Source organism: Rhizobacter sp. Root1221 (genome assembly GCF_001425785.1).
Classification (GTDB): Bacteria; Pseudomonadota; Gammaproteobacteria; order Burkholderiales; family Burkholderiaceae_C; genus Rhizobacter.
In genome coordinates this window covers 1-15,389 of the sequence record NZ_LMDI01000002.1, presented here as the reverse complement: position 1 = coordinate 15,389, position 15,389 = coordinate 1, and the positions used below count along the sequence as shown (strand labels likewise).

The window sequence follows — 15,389 nt, the reverse complement described above, 5'->3', positions numbered from 1 at the left end:
GACTGCGTTGAACCGATGAAGTACCTCAAGGACATCTCAGTGCTGGTGCTCGGGCTCGGAGACTCCGGGCTCGCGATGGCGCGCTGGTGCGCGCGCTTCGGTGCGTCGGTCACCGTCTGGGATTCCCGCGACAACCCGCCGCACGCCGCCGCGCTGGCCGAACAGGTGCCGGGGGCCCGCCGCCTCGGTGGCGCGTTCGACGACCAGTCGCTGATCGGCGTGCAGATGGTGTTCAAGAGCCCGGGCCTGGCCCCCATCGACCCGCGCATCGCGCCGCTGCTGGCGCAGGCGCGGGCCACCGGCGTGCCGGTGCAGGGAGAGCTCGACCTCTTCGCCGCGGCGCTCGCCGACCTGAAGGCCACGCGCCAGTACGCGCCCAAGGTCATCGCCATCACCGGCACCAACGGCAAGACCACCACCACGTCGATGACGGCGCAGCTCATCGAGCGCACCGGCCTGCGCGTGGCCGTGGCGGGCAACATCGGCCCCACGATGCTCGACACGCTGGCCGCCGCGCTCGACCTGGAGCCGGCGCCCGAGGAGGCGGCCGTGGCACCGGAAGCGCCGGCCGAAGCCGAGGTGGCCGAACCCGTGGAAACGCTGGACGACCCCGAGGTGCTGGCCGACCTTGCCGCGCTGGATGGCGAATCGCCCGACGTCGAGGATGCGGCAGAGCCCGCGCCCGCCGTGGTGGCCGAAGAGGCCGAGGCCGAGGTTTCCGGTGGCGGCCCGCCGTCGCACCTGATCCCGCCGCCGCCGCCCGGGCCGGTGTTCGCGCACCTGCCGGAGGTGTGGGTGCTCGAGCTGTCGAGCTTCCAGCTGGACGGCGTGAAGGGCTTCGAACCGTCCGCCGCCACGGTGCTCAACGTCACGCAGGACCACCTCGACTGGCACGGGTCCATGGACGCCTATGCCGCGGCGAAGGCCCGCGCGTTCGGGTCCACCGCGGTGATGGTCATCAACCGCGACGACCCGCTGGTGCTGGCCATGGTGCCCAAGCCCGTGCCGGGCAAGGGCCGGTTTGCCAAACCCATCGAACGCGACGTGGTGCGTTTCGGGCTCGACGCCCCCCAGCGCCCCGGCGACTATGGCCTCCTCACGCAGAACGGCATCACGTGGCTCGTTCGGGCGTTGGTCAGCGACGAGCCGGCCATGCGCCGCAAGCGTGGTGCGGCCGTCGAGGAAGAGGAACTGGTCATCCAGCGCCTGATGCCGGCCGACGCGCTGCGCGTGCGTGGCCGCCACAACGCGGCCAACGCGCTGGCAGCGCTGGCACTCGCCACGTCGGTGGGCTGCCCCATCGCGCCCATGCTGCACGGCCTGCGCGAATATGGCGGTGAACCGCACCGCGTCGAGTACATCCTGAGCATCGACGGCATCGAGGCCTACGACGACAGCAAGGGCACGAACGTGGGCGCCACGGTGGCCGCCTTGACCGGCCTGGGCGCCGACAAGGCGCCGTCGCGCCTGGTGGTGATCCTGGGCGGCGACGGCAAGGGCCAGGATTTCTCGCCGCTGATGGCACCCGTGCAGCGGTTTGCCCGCGCCGTGGCCACGATCGGCCGTGATGCCGAGGCCATCGAGGCCGCCATCGCCGAAAGCGGTGTGACCGTGCAACGCCATGACACGCTGCAGGCGGCCACCCGCTGGGCCTTCGAGCGGGCGCACCAGGGCGATTCCGTGTTGCTCAGCCCGGCCTGCGCCAGCCTCGACATGTTCCGCAACTACGCGCACCGCGCCGAGGTCTTCGTGGCCGAGGTGCAGGCGATCGCGGCCGACCGCGGAGGGATGTCCGCATGACGAGCCTTGCCGAACGTGTCGGTTTCGACCGCGTCAAGGAACGCGTGATGGCGCTGTTCCAGCGTGACACCAGCGTGCCCATCCGCGACTGGAGCGGCCCGTCGGGCACGCCGGTGCGGCTGCAGGGGTTCGACCAGCCGCTCGTGTGGATGGTGGTGGCCTTGCTCGCGCTGGGCACGGTGATGGTGTACTCGGCGTCGGTGGCGATGCCCGACAACCCGAAGTTCCTGCTCTACAAGAGCACCCACTTCCTGACCCGCCACATCCTGTCCATCGTGGTGGGGTTCGTGGCCGCGCTGATCGTGGTGCAGCTGCCGCTGAGCCTGTGGGAGAAGTACGCCCCGTGGATCTTCGTGGCCACGCTGCTGGCGCTGGTGGCCGTGCTGATCCCGCACGTGGGCCGGGCGGTCAACGGTGCGCGGCGCTGGATCCCGCTCGGCATCATCAACTTCCAGCCATCCGAGCTGGCGAAGCTGGCCATGGCGCTCTACGCGGCCGACTACATGGTGCGCAAGATGGACGTGAAGGAGAACTTCGTCCGCGCCGTGTTCCCGATGGCCATCGCCGTGGGGGTGGTGGGCCTGCTGCTGCTGGCGGAACCCGACATGGGTGCCTTCCTCGTGATCGCGGCCATCGCGATGGGCATCCTGTTCCTCGGCGGTGTCAACGGCCGCATGTTCCTGCTGATCACGCTGGTGCTGGTGGCTGCGTTCGTCATCATGATCTCGGCCAGCCCGTGGCGGCGCGAGCGCATCTTCGCGTACCTGGACCCGTGGGACGTGAAGTACACCCTCGGCAAGGCCTACCAGCTGTCGCACTCGCTGATCGCGTTCGGCCGCGGCGAGATCTTCGGCCAGGGGCTCGGGTCGAGTGTCGAGAAGCTGCACTACCTGCCCGAGGCCCACACCGACTTCCTGCTCGCGGTGATCGGCGAGGAACTCGGCTTCCTCGGCGTGGCGTGCGTGATCGTCGCGTTCTTCTGGTTGTCGCGCCGGCTCTTTCACATCGGCCGCCAGGCCATCGCGCTCGACCGCGTCTTTGCCGGCCTGTTCGCGCAGGGCATCGGCATCTGGATGGGCGGGCAGGCCTTCATCAACATGGGCGTGAACCTCGGGCTGTTGCCCACCAAGGGGCTCACGCTGCCGCTGATGAGTTTCGGCGGATCGGCCATCCTGCTCAACCTGGTGTCGCTCGCGATCGTCGTGCGGGTGGACATCGAGAACCGGCAGTTGATGCGGGGGGGCAGGGCATGACCTCGCGCCACCTCGTCGTCATGGCCGCCGGCACCGGCGGCCACGTCATTCCCGGCCTGGCCGTGGCGCGCGAGATGCAGCAGCGCGGCTGGACCGTGAGCTGGCTCGGCACCACGCACGGCATGGAGAACAAGCTCGTGCCACCGTCGGGCATCGCGATGGACACCATCACGTTCAGCGGCCTGCGCGGCAAGGGCCTCGTGCACACGATGACGGGCGGCCTGCGCCTGCTGGCGGCGTTCTGGAGTTGCCTGCGCATCCTGCGCCGCCGCGGCGCCACCGTCGTGCTGGGCATGGGCGGCTACGTGTGTTTCCCGGGCGGCCTGATGGCTTCGCTGCTGGGCAAGCCGCTGATGCTCGTCAACGCTGACGCGGCACTGTTGATGAGCAACAAAGCGCTGCTGCCGGTGGCCGATCGCGTGGGCTTCGGGTTCGATGGCAAGGCGGCCCATGGCACCAAGGGCGGGCTGGTCACCGGCAACCCGGTGCGCGCCGAAATCGAGGCGTTGCCCGAACCGGCGCAGCGGTATGCCTCGCGCACCGGCCCGCTGCGGCTGCTGGTGGTGGGCGGCAGCCTGGGCGCACGGGTGCTGAACGACACCGTGCCGCAGGCCCTCGCCTTGCTGGCCCTCGACCAGCGCCCGCGCATCGTGCACCAGACGGGCCAGGCCAACCTGGAAGCCGCCAAGGCGGCGTACGACTCCATGGGGCTCGAGGCCGAGGTGCTGCCGTTCATCGACAACATGGCCGAGCGGCTCGCCGGATGCGACCTGATCCTGTGCCGCGCTGGCGCGGTGACGGTGAGCGAGCTGTGCGCGGCCGGAGTGCCGGGCGTCCTGGTGCCGCTGATCGTCAGCACCACCAGCCACCAGCGCGACAACGCGCAGTGGCTCGCATCGCACGGCGCCGGCATCCACCTGCCGCAGGCCGACTTCAACCCGCGCGCCCTCGCCGACCTGCTGGCCGGCCTGGACCGCGAAGCGCTCCTCGCGATGGCCACGAAGGCCCGCGGGCTGGCGCGGCCCCACGCCGCTGCGCGCGTGGCCGACGAACTTGAAAAGCTGGCTGCATGAAACACGCTGTCAAACACATCCACTTCGTGGGCATCGGGGGCGCCGGCATGAGCGGCATCGCCGAGATCCTCCACAACCTCGGCTACACGGTCTCTGGCTCCGACCAGGGTGACAACGCGGTCACGCGCCGCCTCGCGTCGCTGGGCATCCGCGTGCACGTGGGGCACGATGCGGCCCACATCGACGGTGCCGAAGCGGTGGTCACGTCCACCGCGGTGAAGGGCGACAACCCCGAGGTGATCGCGGCCCGGGCCAAACGCGTGCCGGTGGTGCCGCGCGCGGTGATGCTCGCCGAACTGATGCGCCTGAAACAGGGCATCGCCATCGCGGGCACCCACGGCAAGACCACCACCACGTCGCTCGTGACCAGCGTGCTGGCCGAGGCGGGGCTCGACCCCACGTTCGTGATCGGCGGGCGGTTGAACGCGGCCGGTGCCAACTCGCGGCTCGGCTCGGGTGACTACATCGTCGTGGAGGCGGATGAATCCGATGCGTCGTTCCTGAACCTGCTGCCGGTGCTGTCGGTCATCACGAACATCGATGCCGACCACATGGACACCTACGGGCACGACCTCACGCGGCTGAAGGGCGCGTTCGTCGAGTTCCTGCACCGCATGCCGTTCTATGGCGCCGCGGTGCTGTGTGGCGACGACCCTGGCGTGCGCTCCATCATCCCGATGGTGTCGCGCCCGGTCATCACCTACGGCTTCGGCGAGGACGCGCAGGTGCGCGCGGTGAACGTGCTGGCGTTGCCCGGTGGCCAGATGCGCTTCACGGTGCAGCGCCGCAACGGCGTGGTGATGCCCGACCTCGATATCACGCTGAACTTGCCCGGTGAACACAACGTGCTCAACGCGCTGGCCGTGGTCGCGGTGGCCACCGAACTCGAATTGCCCGATGCGCCCATCGTGAAGGCGCTCCGTGAATTCCATGGCGTGGGCCGCCGCTTCCAGCGTTATGGCGAACAGCCGGCGCGCACCGGCGGCCACTTCACGCTGATCGACGACTACGGCCACCACCCCGTGGAGATGGCCGCGGTGATCGCCGCCGCGCGCGGCGCCTTCCCGGGCCGCCGGCTCGTGATCGCGTTCCAGCCCCACCGCTACACGCGCACCCGCGACTGCTTCGAGGACTTCGTCAAGGTGATGGGGTCGGCCGACGCGGTGCTGCTGGGTGAGGTGTATGCCGCCGGCGAGGCGCCGGTGGTGGCCGCCGACGGCCGTTCGCTGGCCCGTGCACTGCGGGTGGCGGGCAAGGTGGACCCCATCTTCGTGGACGACATCGCACAGATGCCGGCCACGATCGTCGAACACGCACGCGACGGCGACGTCGTGATTTCCATGGGCGCGGGCACCATCGGTGCCGTGCCCGCCCAGGTCCTCGAAATGCTCAAGGAGGGCGCATGACCAACACCATCGACGTCAAGACCCTCGGCAAGGTGGCCGTCCTGCTGGGCGGCAGCTCGGCCGAACGGGACATCTCGCTGATGTCCGGCAACGGCGTGCTCGCCGCGTTGCAGTCGCAAGGGGTGGACGCCCACGCGTTCGACCCGTCCGAACAGGAACTCGGCGAGCTGAAGAAGCAGGGCTTTGCCCGCTGCTTCATCGCGCTGCACGGCCGCCACGGCGAGGATGGCACCGTGCAGGGCGCGCTGGAGCTGCTCGGCATCCCGTACACCGGTTCCGGCGTGATGGCGTCCAGCATCGCGATGGACAAGGTGATGACCAAGCGGGTGTGGATCGCCGAAGGGCTGCCCACACCGAAGTACGTGCGGCTCGCGCCGGAGGAGCAGGACGCGCCCCGCGTGGCGGCCGTGCCCGGCACGCTCGGGCTGCCGCTCATCGTCAAGCCGCCGCGTGAAGGCTCGTCCATCGGCGTCACGAAGGTCAGCACCGGTGCGGAGATGGCCGCTGCCGTCACGCTGTCCGCGAAGTACGACCCCGACGTGCTGTGCGAAGAGTTCATCGACGGCGAGGAGGTCACGTGCCCGGTGTTCGGCAACGGCCCGTCCGCCCGCGCGCTGCCGGTGATCCGCATCGCCGCGCCGGAAGGGGCGTACGACTACCAGAACAAGTACTTCACCGACGTGGTGAAGTACCACTGCCCGAGCGGGCTGCCGGCGGACGAGGAGGCCGAGATCCAGCGCATCGTCGTGGCGGCCTACCGCACGCTCGGCTGCCGCGGCTGGGGCCGCGCCGACCTGATGATCAGGAAGAGCGACCGCAAGCCGTTCCTGCTCGAGATCAACACGTCGCCGGGCATGACATCGCACTCGCTGGTGCCGATGTCGGCCAAGGCCTCGGGCATCAGCTACGAGCAGCTGTGTGTGCAACTGATCGCGTCCGCGTCACTGGACAGCCAGGCCTGAACGCATGGTCCGCCGCGCCAACCTCGTCAACTCCGCCGCGCAGGACGATGCGCGCGAGCGGCCGCTCGACGTGCGGCTGCTGAACATCACCGCGTCGGTGCTGTTCGTGGTGGCGGGCCTGATCGTGGTGGTGGGCTTGGTGACGTGGCTCGTGCGGCAGCCGGTGTTCAGCGTGCACAGCATCCGCGTGGAAGGGGACGTGACCCGCAACAGCGTCTCCACGATCCGCGCCAACGCACTGCCGCAGATCACCGGCAACTACTTCACGCTGGACCTGCGCCAGGCCCAGCGTGCGTTCCAGGGGGTGCCGTGGGTGCGCCAGGCGGTGGTGCGGCGCGTCTGGCCCAACCGGCTGGACGTGGCGCTCGAAGAGCACCGTGCCGCGGCGTTGTGGTCGATGGACGAGGGCAGCGACCAGCTGGTCAACACCTTCGGCGAGGTGTTCCAGGCGAACGTGGGTGACGTCGAGGAAGACGCGTTGCCCACGCTGCAAGGGCCCGAAGGATCGGCTGCGGTCGTGCTCGCCACGTACCACCGCTTGAGCCCGGTGTTCAAGCGGCTCGAACTGAACATGGACACGTTGTCGCTGAGCGGGCGCGGCTCCTGGCACGCCGGGTTCGACAGCGGCGCGGAGATCGAGCTGGGCCGAGGTTCCGAGGTGGAACTGGTGGCGCGGGCCGAACGCTTCATCGGCACGGTGTCGCAGGTGATCGCGCGGTACCAGCGCCCGCTGGTGTCGGCGGACCTGCGCCACAACGAAGGCTACGCGTTGCGCCTCAAGGGCATCACGACGACGTCGCAGGCCGCCGCAGCGGGCGCGGCAGCAGCAAGGAACTGAGAGAGAACATGGCCAAAGAATACAAAGACATCGTGGTGGGACTGGACATCGGCACGGCCAAGGTCATGGCCGTCGTGGCCGAGGTGCTGCCGGGCGGTGAGCTGCGCGTGGCCGGGCTCGGCATCGCGGCGTCCCATGGCCTGAAGCGCGGTGTGGTCGTGAACATCGACGCGACGGTGCAGTCCATCCAGCAGGCGCTGAAAGAGGCCGAGATGATGGCCGACTGCAAGATCACGCGTGTCTATACCGGCATCACCGGCAGCCACATCCGCGGCCAGAACAGCACCGGCATGGTGATCGTGCGCGACAAGGAGGTCACGCCGGTGGACGTGTCGCGGGTGGTCGAGACGGCCAAGGCCATCAACATCCCGAACGACCAGCGGCTGCTGCTGGTGGAGCCGCAGGAATTCGTGATCGACGGCCACGAGGTCAAGGAACCCATCGGCATGAGCGGCGGGCGCCTGGAGGTGAAGGTGCACATCGTGACCGGGGCGCAGAGCGCGGCCGAGAACATCATCAAGTGCGTGCGCCGCTGCGGCCTCGAGGTGGACCAGCTCGTGCTGAACCCCAGCGCCTCGAGCCACGCGGTGCTGACCGACGACGAAAAGGACCTGGGCGTGGCGCTCGTGGACGTGGGCGCCGGCACCACCGACGTGGCCATCTTCACCGACGGCGCCATCCGCCACACCGCGGTGATCCCCATCGCCGGCGACCTGATCACGAGCGACATCGCGATGGCGCTGCGCACGCCCACGAAGGACGCGGAAGAGATCAAGGTCGAGTACGGCGTGGCCAAGCAGCTGCTGGCCGACCCGTCCGAGCAGCTCGAGGTGCCGGGCCTGGGCGACCGCGCGCCGCGCATGCTGAGCCGCCAGGCACTGGCCGGGGTCATCGAACCGCGCGTCGAGGAGATCTTCTCGCTGGTGCACCAGGTGATCCGCGAGAGCGGCTACGAGGAGCTGCTGTCGAGCGGCATCGTGCTGACCGGCGGCGCGGCGGTGATGCCGGGCATGGTCGAACTCGCCGAGGACATCTTCCTGAAACCGGTGCGCAAGGGCATTCCCACGTACCACGGCGCGCTGCACGACATGGTGGCGAGCCCGCGGTCGGCCACCGTGATGGGCCTGCTCGACGAAGCGCGGCTCGGCCGCACGCGGGGCATGAAGGCCGCGCAGCAGGCGGGCTCCGTCAAGACACTTTTTGGTCGCCTCAAGGACTGGTTCCTGGGCAACTTCTGAAATCAACCCGGACGTCAACAACATGAGCACGAAGCACGTTTGTGAATGCCTGGGTTGTCACCTGCTGGAGAGCCGGGGGCCGCCAGCGAACCGTCCCGAGAAGACCGCGGGGTCCGGCTAGCGCCGGCCCATTTCAGCGGCTAGAAGAAGTTTGAAACATCGACTGAACAAGTCAACGGCAACTGCAACCCCGAATGGAGTGAACAACATGGCAATCGAAATGATCGAAGAATTCGACCTGGGCACCAAGATCAAGGTCATCGGCGTGGGCGGTGGCGGCGGCAACGCCGTCGACCACATGATTGCGCAAGGCGTTCAAGGCGTGGAATTCATCTGCGCGAACACCGACGCGCAGGCGCTGAACCGCTCCACCGCACACCACCTGATCCAGCTCGGCAACACGGGCCTCGGCGCCGGCGCCAAGCCCGAAGCCGGCCGCGCGGCCGGTGAAGAGGCGGTCGACCGCATCCGCGAGGCTATCTCCGGCTCCAACATGCTGTTCATCACCGCCGGCATGGGCGGCGGCACGGGCACCGGCGCCGCGCCGGTGATCGCGCGTGTCGCGAAGGAAATGGGCATCCTGACCGTGGGCGTGGTCACGAAGCCCTTCGACTTCGAAGGCAACCGCCGCATGAAGGCGGCCGACGCCGGCCTCGCCGAACTGGAAGCCAACGTCGACTCGCTGATCGTGATCCTGAACGACAAGCTGCTCGACGTGCTGGGCGACGACGTGACGCAGGACCAGGCGTTCGCCCACGCGAACGACGTGCTGCGCAACGCCGTGGGTGGCATCAGCGACATCATCCACATCCCGGGCCTCGTCAACGTCGACTTCGAAGACGTCAAGACGGTGATGAGCGAGCCGGGCAAGGCGATGATGGGCACGGCCGTGGCCGGCGGCCCCGACCGCGCGGCCAAGGCGGCCGAAGGCGCCGTGGCCTGCCCGCTGCTCGAAGGCATCGACCTCTCCGGCGCGCGTGGCGTGCTGGTGCTGATCGCGGCCGGCCGCAGCACGTTCAAGCTGAGCGAGTCCCGCAACGCGATGAACTGCATCCGCCGCTACGCCGCCGACGACGCGCACGTGATCTACGGCACCGCCTACGACGAATCGCTGGGCGACCAGCTGCGCGTCACGGTGATCGCCACCGGCCTGAGCCCGGCGAAGCGCCAGCAGGCGCCCATCAGCGTGGTGCACAGCCAGGTCGTGCAGCGCACCGGTACCGACAACCTGCCGGTGCTGAACCAGCCGGTGCATGCCGGCAGCGGTGGCCAGTCGCACGACTACAGCGGCCTGTCGGTGCCGAGCGTGTGGCGCAACGGCCGCACCGCGGCCGCGAAGGTGGACGCGCTGGCCAGCCACGGCATGGACGAGATCGAGATCCCGGCGTTCCTGCGCAAGCAGGCGGACTGATCTCCGCCGCGGCCACCCCGGCTCCGGCAGGGGTGGCCCACGCTATCACCACGGTAGGCACGGCCTTCCGGTGGTGAGCGCGCGCTCGCCTTAAAATGATGCCCATGATCGCCCAACGCACGCTCAAATCCATCACCCGCGCGGTCGGCGTCGGGGTGCACGGTGGCCAACGCGTCGAACTGACGCTGCGCCCCGCCGCGCCCGACACCGGCATCATGTTCCGCCGCATCGACCTGCCCGTGCCGGTCGATATCCCGGTGCGCGCGGAAACGGTGTGCGACACGCGCATGGCCACCACCATCTCGCCCGGGGGCGACCCCGGCGCGCCGAAGGTCAACACCATCGAACACCTGCTGTCGGCGTGTGCCGGCCTCGGGCTCGACAACCTGGTCATCGACATCACCGCGGAGGAAGTGCCCATCCTCGACGGGTCCGCGGCGTCGTTCGTGTTCCTGCTCCAAAGCGCGGGCATCGCGCTGCAGGCGGCACCCAAGCGGTTCCTTCGCATCATCAAGCCGGTCGAGATCCGCGAAGGGGAGGGGCGTTCGCTCAAGTGGGCGCGGCTGTCCCCGCACAACGGCTACACGCTCACGTTCGAGATCGACTTCGACCACCCGGCCGTCAACCAGACGGGCCAGCAGGTCACGTTCGACATGGGCTCGGGCTTCTACAAGCGCGACATCGCCCGTGCCCGCACCTTCGGCTTCACGAAGGACGTGGAACTGATGCGTTCGCGTGGCCTGGGCCTGGGCGGCAGCATGGACAACGCGATCGTCGTCGATGACTACCGGGTGCTCAATGCCGGCGGGTTGCGGTACGACGACGAGTTCGTCAAGCACAAGATCCTCGACGCCATCGGCGACCTGCACGTCACGGGCCATCCGCTGCTGGGCGCCTACACGGCGTTCAAGTCGGGCCACGCGCTGAACAACAAGCTGATGCGCGCGGTGCTGGCCGACCGCAGCGCCTACGAGATTGTCACGTTCGACGACGAACGCGATGCGCCGGCCGGCCTGGCCGCGCTGGCCCCTGCCTGGTAGGGCGGGCGCGCGATGCTGATCGCCCGCTGGATCTTCCTGCTGCTGGGCGCAGCCGCCATCGTCAGTTTTGCCATGTACATTGGCACCGGGCAACCCCGGTTCCGGCATTACGGCATCGTGATCGTCAAGTGGGCGGTGTTCGCCGGGCTGGCCTTTTTTGCGGTGCTGGTGCTCGAGCGCCTGGCCATGTTCGTCTGAACAACACAACGACAACAAGCATCTTCACGCATGGTCATCTTCAGTTGGGTCGTTCTCGGTCTGGCAGGGCTGCTGCTGCTGTTCAGCGGCCTCAGCTGGGGCATCTTCATTGCCAACGAGGACTCGGACTGGCGGCGCCTGGCCGTCAAGGTGTTCCGGTTCTCGATGGTGCTGGTGCTGCTGTTCGTGAACGTGATGATCTACGCCCACATCGTCTCCGGACTCGGCGGTACCTGACCTCCGGGCCCGGGGTTTGCTTGAACGGTGGCACTTCCGTGTCACGACTCTGCCCCGAACGCCCATGAAACAGTTTGCTCCCCGTTCATCTTCGTTCGCCCGCATGCTCTGGGCGTTCCTCGCCTTCTGCCTGCTGAGCCTGAACGCCCAGGCCCAGATCGACACCCTGCGCGAATACGTGCTCGGGCCGGGCGACGTGCTCAAGGTCACCGTCTACCAGAACGCCGACCTGACGCTCGAGACCCGCGTCTCCGAGGCCGGCACCATCAGCTACCCGCTTCTCAATTCCGTCAAGGTGGGTGGCCTCAGTGTCACGGCCGCCGAAAAACTCATCGCCGATGGTCTGCGCAACGGCAATTTCCTCAAGTCGCCCCAGGTGAACGTGGCCGTGGTCCAGGTGCGCGGCCACCAGGCCTCGGTGCTCGGCCTCGTCAACAAGCCGGGACGCTACCCCATCGAGGTCGCCGGCCTCAAGTTGAGCGACCTGGTGGCCATGGCCGGCGGCGTGGCCACCGGCGGCAGCGAGATCGTCACGCTGGTCGGCACGCGCGACGGCAAAGCTTTCCGGCAGGAGGTCGATCTGCCCTCGCTGTTCAGCGGGCAAGCCAAGTCGGATGACCCCGTGGTGTTGAACGGAGACGTCATTTATGTCGACCGCGTGCCCACGTTCTACATCTACGGCGAGGTGCTGCGTGGCGGGCAGTTGCGCCTCGAACGGGGCATGACGGTGCGCCAGGCGCTGGCCGCTGGCGGCGGTGTCACCCAGCGCGGCACGCAGAAGGGCATGAAACTGCATCGGAAGGATGCTGCCGGTGACGTGAAGATCCTCGACGCCACGCTCGAGATGCCGGTGCTCCCCAACGACGTGATCTATGTCAAGGAAAGCCTGTTCTGACGAGGCACCCCGATGGCCTCGCGGCATGGCCCGGATCTTGCCAAGGTCATCTCAGTACAAACCCTGGGGCGCCGTGCTGGCCAACGCAGCCGCACGGCGCGCCCCAAACCCCAACGTAAGGTGAGGTCGTTGATGTCCCCAAGTCTTTCCGTGTTGCCCGTGGTGATGGCCGGCGGGAGCGGCACGCGGCTCTGGCCGCTGTCGCGCGCCGGGTACCCGAAGCAATTCCTCGTGTTGTCCGGCAACCAGAGCCTGTTCCAGGACGCCGTGACGCGCCTGGCCGCACTCGGCGACAAGGACATCCAGGTGGGTGCCCCGTTGATCGTGGGCAACGAGGAACACCGGTTCCTCGTGCTCGACCAGCTGCGCGAAGCCCGCATCGCCCCCCAGGCGCTGGTGCTCGAGCCCGTGGGCCGCAACACGGCCCCCGCGCTGACGCTCGCGGCCCTGCAGGCCCTCGAGGGCGGCCAGGACCCGATCCTGGTGGTCACCCCGGCCGACCAGACGGTGACCGACGCCGAAGCCTTCACGCAGTCGCTGCAGCGGGCCATCCGCCTGGCCGGCACTGGCGCCATCGCCATCCTCGGCATCACCCCCGACCGCCCCGAGACGGGCTACGGCTACATCCGCAGCACCCCGGGCGAGGGGGCCGACCTCGTGGCGCAGTTCGTCGAGAAGCCCGACGAAGCCACGGCGCAGCGCTACATCGCCGAAGGCGACTACAGCTGGAACAGCGGCATGTTCGTGCTGAAGGCGTCCGTCTGGATCGCCGCGCTCCGCAACTTCCGCCCCGACATCGTCGAGGCCACCGAAGCCGCCTGGAAGGCGCGCAGTGTCGATGCGCAGTTCGTTCGCCCGGGCAAGGTCGAATTTGCCGCCGTGCCGTCCGATTCGGTCGACTACGCGGTCATGGAACGGTGCCCTGGCAGTAAATTTGACATCCGCATGGTCACTCTTGCCGCAGGCTGGAACGACCTCGGCGCGTGGGATGCCGTGTGGCAAGTGGCCGGCAAGGACGCCCAAGGCAACGCCCAGGTGGGCGACGTGATGCTCGCGGACTCGCAGAACACGCTGGTGCATGCCAGCAGCCGCCTCGTCAGTGTCGTGGGCCTGAAAGACGTGGTGGTCGTCGAGACGGCCGACGCCGTGTTGGTCGCCGACCGTGCGCGCAGCCAGGACGTCAAGAAGATCGTGGGCCAGTTGACCGCCGGCGCCCGCACCGAACACACGCTGCATCGCAAGGTGCACCGCCCGTGGGGCTGGTACGACAGCATCGACGCCGGCCCGCGCTTCCAGGTCAAGCGCATCATGGTCAAGCCCGGCGCCACGCTGAGCCTGCAGATGCACCACCACCGCGCTGAACACTGGATCGTGGTGACCGGCACCGCCGAAGTCACCTGCGGCGACAAGAAGCTGCTGCTGACCGAAAACCAGAGCACGTACATCCCGCTCGGCCAGACCCACCGGCTGGCCAACCCTGGCAAGGTGGACCTCGAGATCATCGAGGTCCAGTCGGGCAGTTACCTCGGCGAGGACGACATCGTCCGCTTCGAGGACACGTACGGCCGCACGAGCTGACCCTGTTTCCTCCAGCGTCCGTGGCCTCCCCGTGCGGTAGGCCTGGCCGCGGCATTTCAGAAATCGAAGGAGAACCCCCATGACCAAGGCGATGATTCTGGCTGCAGGCCAGGGCACACGAGTCCGGCCCCTGACCAAGCAACTGCCCAAGCCGATGATCCCCATCCTCGGCAAGCCGGTGCTCGAGTACCTGATCGAGCACCTCGCGCGCTACGGCGTGCGCGACATCATGATCAACGTGGCGCACTACCACTGGAAGATCGAGAACTACTTCGGCAACGGCCACCGCTGGAACGTCAACATCGGCTACTCGTTCGAAGGCGCCCGTGAACACGGCGAGATCGTCGCCAAGCCGATGGGCTCGGCCGGCGGCATGCGCCAGATCCAGGACCACAGCGGCTTCTTCGACGACACCACCATCGTCGTCTGCGGCGACGCCATCATCGACCTGGACATCCAGGCCGCGGTGTTCGAGCACAAGACCAAGAAGGCGATGGCCAGCGTCGTGGCACTCGACGTGCCGCGTGAACAGGTGAAGAACTACGGCATCGTGGTCGCCGACAAGGATGGCCGCATCACGCAGTTCCAGGAAAAGCCGTCGCCGGAAGACGCGCTGTCCACGCTGGCCAGCACCGGCATCTACCTGTTCGAGCCCCAGGTGCTGGAACTGGTGCCGAAGGGCAAGGTGTTCGACATCGGCAGCGAGCTGTTCCCGCTGATGGCCCAGCAGAACCTGCCGTTCTACGCGCAGAAGCGCCATTTCAACTGGATCGACATCGGCCGCGTGACCGACTACTGGGCCGTGTGCCAGCGCGTGCTTCGCGGCGAAGTGGCGCAGATGGACATGCCGGGCACCGAGGTGCGTCCGGGCGTGTGGGTGGGCCTGAACACCAAGGTGAACTGGGAGAAGGTCAATGTGATCGGTCCGGTGTACATCGGTTCGGGCGTGAGCGTCGAGGACGGCGCCACCATCGAAGGCCCGGCGTGGCTGGGCCACGGTTGTGTGCTGCGCAAGAACAGCCGCCTCGTGCGCAGCATCCTGTTCGACTACACCCGCCTGTCCGAAGGTGCGGTGTTCGAGGACCTGATCGCCTCGCCGCAGTACGTGGTGGACCGCCTGGGCCGCACCACCTACCCCGGTGACGAAACCAGCACGCTCCGCTGGGGCGACGCGCGAGCATGAATTGGGCCCCCCAGTCGGCTAGCTAGCGCCTCCTGCCCCCAAGGGGCGCCCGCGGTCGCCCGGGGGACCCGGGCTCGGCGGTAGCTGGATCTGGCGCATCGCTGCGCTTGCTTTCCTGGCGTTCGCGCTTCGGGGCATTGCTCGCTTCGCTCGCTCGCCCAACACCACCTTGTCGTTCCGGCGAAAGCCCACTACTGTCCGGAATAAATTGGACCGAGGTCACGTAAGTTGTTGCGAGCACTCGCTGTTTGGGATAAATCCCAGAGCGCCAACTCAA

The 15,389-nt window shown here is 68.1% G+C and carries 14 protein-coding genes; all 14 read left to right on the top strand.

The genetic code is table 11. The features are described from left to right. The first annotated feature begins 15 nt into the window (after positions 1–15). A complete protein-coding gene (murD, locus tag ASC87_RS02140) occupies positions 16–1,800 on the top strand; it encodes a UDP-N-acetylmuramoyl-L-alanine--D-glutamate ligase (protein WP_056655957.1) in 1,785 nt (594 codons plus the stop codon). Between the two features lie 47 nt (positions 1,801–1,847). Continuing rightward, positions 1,848–3,053: a putative lipid II flippase FtsW gene (gene ftsW / locus ASC87_RS02135; RefSeq protein WP_235582028.1), complete on the top strand. Its 1,206-nt coding sequence runs from the start codon at positions 1,848–1,850 to the stop codon at positions 3,051–3,053. Next, complete coding sequence (murG, locus tag ASC87_RS02130; RefSeq protein ID WP_056655950.1) at positions 3,050–4,126, top strand: undecaprenyldiphospho-muramoylpentapeptide beta-N-acetylglucosaminyltransferase; 1,077 nt, start codon at positions 3,050–3,052, stop codon at positions 4,124–4,126. Before ftsW ends, murG begins: the two co-directional genes overlap by 4 nt. Beyond that, on the top strand, positions 4,123–5,532 hold the full coding sequence (gene murC / locus ASC87_RS02125) for a UDP-N-acetylmuramate--L-alanine ligase (RefSeq protein ID WP_056655947.1): 1,410 nt from the start codon (positions 4,123–4,125) through the stop codon (positions 5,530–5,532). The genes murG and murC overlap by 4 nt, the downstream gene beginning before the upstream one ends. After that, positions 5,529–6,494, top strand: a complete 966-nt coding sequence (locus ASC87_RS02120; protein ID WP_056655942.1) for a D-alanine--D-alanine ligase — start codon at positions 5,529–5,531, stop codon at positions 6,492–6,494. Before murC ends, ASC87_RS02120 begins: the two co-directional genes overlap by 4 nt. Before the next feature lie 4 nt (positions 6,495–6,498). Next, positions 6,499–7,332 carry a cell division protein FtsQ/DivIB gene (locus tag ASC87_RS02115; RefSeq protein ID WP_056655939.1) on the top strand — a complete coding sequence of 278 codons (834 nt, stop codon included), beginning with the start codon at positions 6,499–6,501 and terminating at the stop codon, positions 7,330–7,332. Positions 7,333–7,340: 8 nt separating this feature from the next. Further along, positions 7,341–8,570 (top strand): cell division protein FtsA, encoded by a 1,230-nt coding sequence (ftsA, locus tag ASC87_RS02110; protein ID WP_056655936.1) that lies wholly within the window; start codon positions 7,341–7,343, stop codon positions 8,568–8,570. A gap of 208 nt (positions 8,571–8,778) precedes the next feature. After that, positions 8,779–9,981: a cell division protein FtsZ gene (gene ftsZ / locus ASC87_RS02105; RefSeq protein WP_056656382.1), complete on the top strand. Its 1,203-nt coding sequence runs from the start codon at positions 8,779–8,781 to the stop codon at positions 9,979–9,981. A gap of 104 nt (positions 9,982–10,085) precedes the next feature. Next, a complete protein-coding gene (lpxC, locus tag ASC87_RS02100; protein WP_056655933.1) occupies positions 10,086–11,021 on the top strand; it encodes a UDP-3-O-acyl-N-acetylglucosamine deacetylase in 936 nt (311 codons plus the stop codon). A gap of 12 nt (positions 11,022–11,033) precedes the next feature. After that, positions 11,034–11,219: a hypothetical protein gene (locus ASC87_RS02095; protein WP_056655931.1), complete on the top strand. Its 186-nt coding sequence runs from the start codon at positions 11,034–11,036 to the stop codon at positions 11,217–11,219. 30 nt (positions 11,220–11,249) lie between these two features. After that, the gene (locus ASC87_RS02090; protein ID WP_056655928.1) at positions 11,250–11,456 is read left to right on the top strand and encodes a hypothetical protein; all 207 of its coding nucleotides are present in this window, start codon (positions 11,250–11,252) and stop codon (positions 11,454–11,456) included. 64 nt (positions 11,457–11,520) lie between these two features. Then, positions 11,521–12,351 carry a polysaccharide export protein EpsE gene (gene epsE, locus ASC87_RS02085; protein WP_056655925.1) on the top strand — a complete coding sequence of 277 codons (831 nt, stop codon included), beginning with the start codon at positions 11,521–11,523 and terminating at the stop codon, positions 12,349–12,351. Between the two features lie 132 nt (positions 12,352–12,483). Further along, positions 12,484–13,929, top strand: a complete 1,446-nt coding sequence (locus tag ASC87_RS02080; protein ID WP_056655920.1) for a mannose-1-phosphate guanylyltransferase/mannose-6-phosphate isomerase — start codon at positions 12,484–12,486, stop codon at positions 13,927–13,929. 79 nt (positions 13,930–14,008) lie between these two features. Further along, positions 14,009–15,112 (top strand): sugar phosphate nucleotidyltransferase, encoded by a 1,104-nt coding sequence (locus ASC87_RS02075; RefSeq protein WP_056655918.1) that lies wholly within the window; start codon positions 14,009–14,011, stop codon positions 15,110–15,112. Positions 15,113–15,389 lie beyond the last annotated feature (277 nt).

What these genes read in the sequence shown, in the direction of transcription:
- epsE (WP_056655925.1), top strand. Translation starts at nt 11,521, where the DNA reads ATGAAACAGTTTGCTCCCCGTTCATCTTCGTTCGCCCGCATGCTCTGG.
- ASC87_RS02120 (WP_056655942.1), top strand. Translation starts at nt 5,529, where the DNA reads ATGACCAACACCATCGACGTCAAGACCCTCGGCAAGGTGGCCGTCCTG.
- ftsW (WP_235582028.1), top strand. Translation starts at nt 1,848, where the DNA reads ATGGCGCTGTTCCAGCGTGACACCAGCGTGCCCATCCGCGACTGGAGC.
- ASC87_RS02095 (WP_056655931.1), top strand. Translation starts at nt 11,034, where the DNA reads ATGCTGATCGCCCGCTGGATCTTCCTGCTGCTGGGCGCAGCCGCCATC.
- murC (WP_056655947.1), top strand. Translation starts at nt 4,123, where the DNA reads ATGAAACACGCTGTCAAACACATCCACTTCGTGGGCATCGGGGGCGCC.
- ASC87_RS02090 (WP_056655928.1), top strand. Translation starts at nt 11,250, where the DNA reads ATGGTCATCTTCAGTTGGGTCGTTCTCGGTCTGGCAGGGCTGCTGCTG.
- murD (WP_056655957.1), top strand. Translation starts at nt 16, where the DNA reads ATGAAGTACCTCAAGGACATCTCAGTGCTGGTGCTCGGGCTCGGAGAC.
- ftsZ (WP_056656382.1), top strand. Translation starts at nt 8,779, where the DNA reads ATGGCAATCGAAATGATCGAAGAATTCGACCTGGGCACCAAGATCAAG.
- ASC87_RS02080 (WP_056655920.1), top strand. Translation starts at nt 12,484, where the DNA reads ATGTCCCCAAGTCTTTCCGTGTTGCCCGTGGTGATGGCCGGCGGGAGC.
- murG (WP_056655950.1), top strand. Translation starts at nt 3,050, where the DNA reads ATGACCTCGCGCCACCTCGTCGTCATGGCCGCCGGCACCGGCGGCCAC.
- ASC87_RS02115 (WP_056655939.1), top strand. Translation starts at nt 6,499, where the DNA reads ATGGTCCGCCGCGCCAACCTCGTCAACTCCGCCGCGCAGGACGATGCG.
- lpxC (WP_056655933.1), top strand. Translation starts at nt 10,086, where the DNA reads ATGATCGCCCAACGCACGCTCAAATCCATCACCCGCGCGGTCGGCGTC.
- ftsA (WP_056655936.1), top strand. Translation starts at nt 7,341, where the DNA reads ATGGCCAAAGAATACAAAGACATCGTGGTGGGACTGGACATCGGCACG.
- ASC87_RS02075 (WP_056655918.1), top strand. Translation starts at nt 14,009, where the DNA reads ATGACCAAGGCGATGATTCTGGCTGCAGGCCAGGGCACACGAGTCCGG.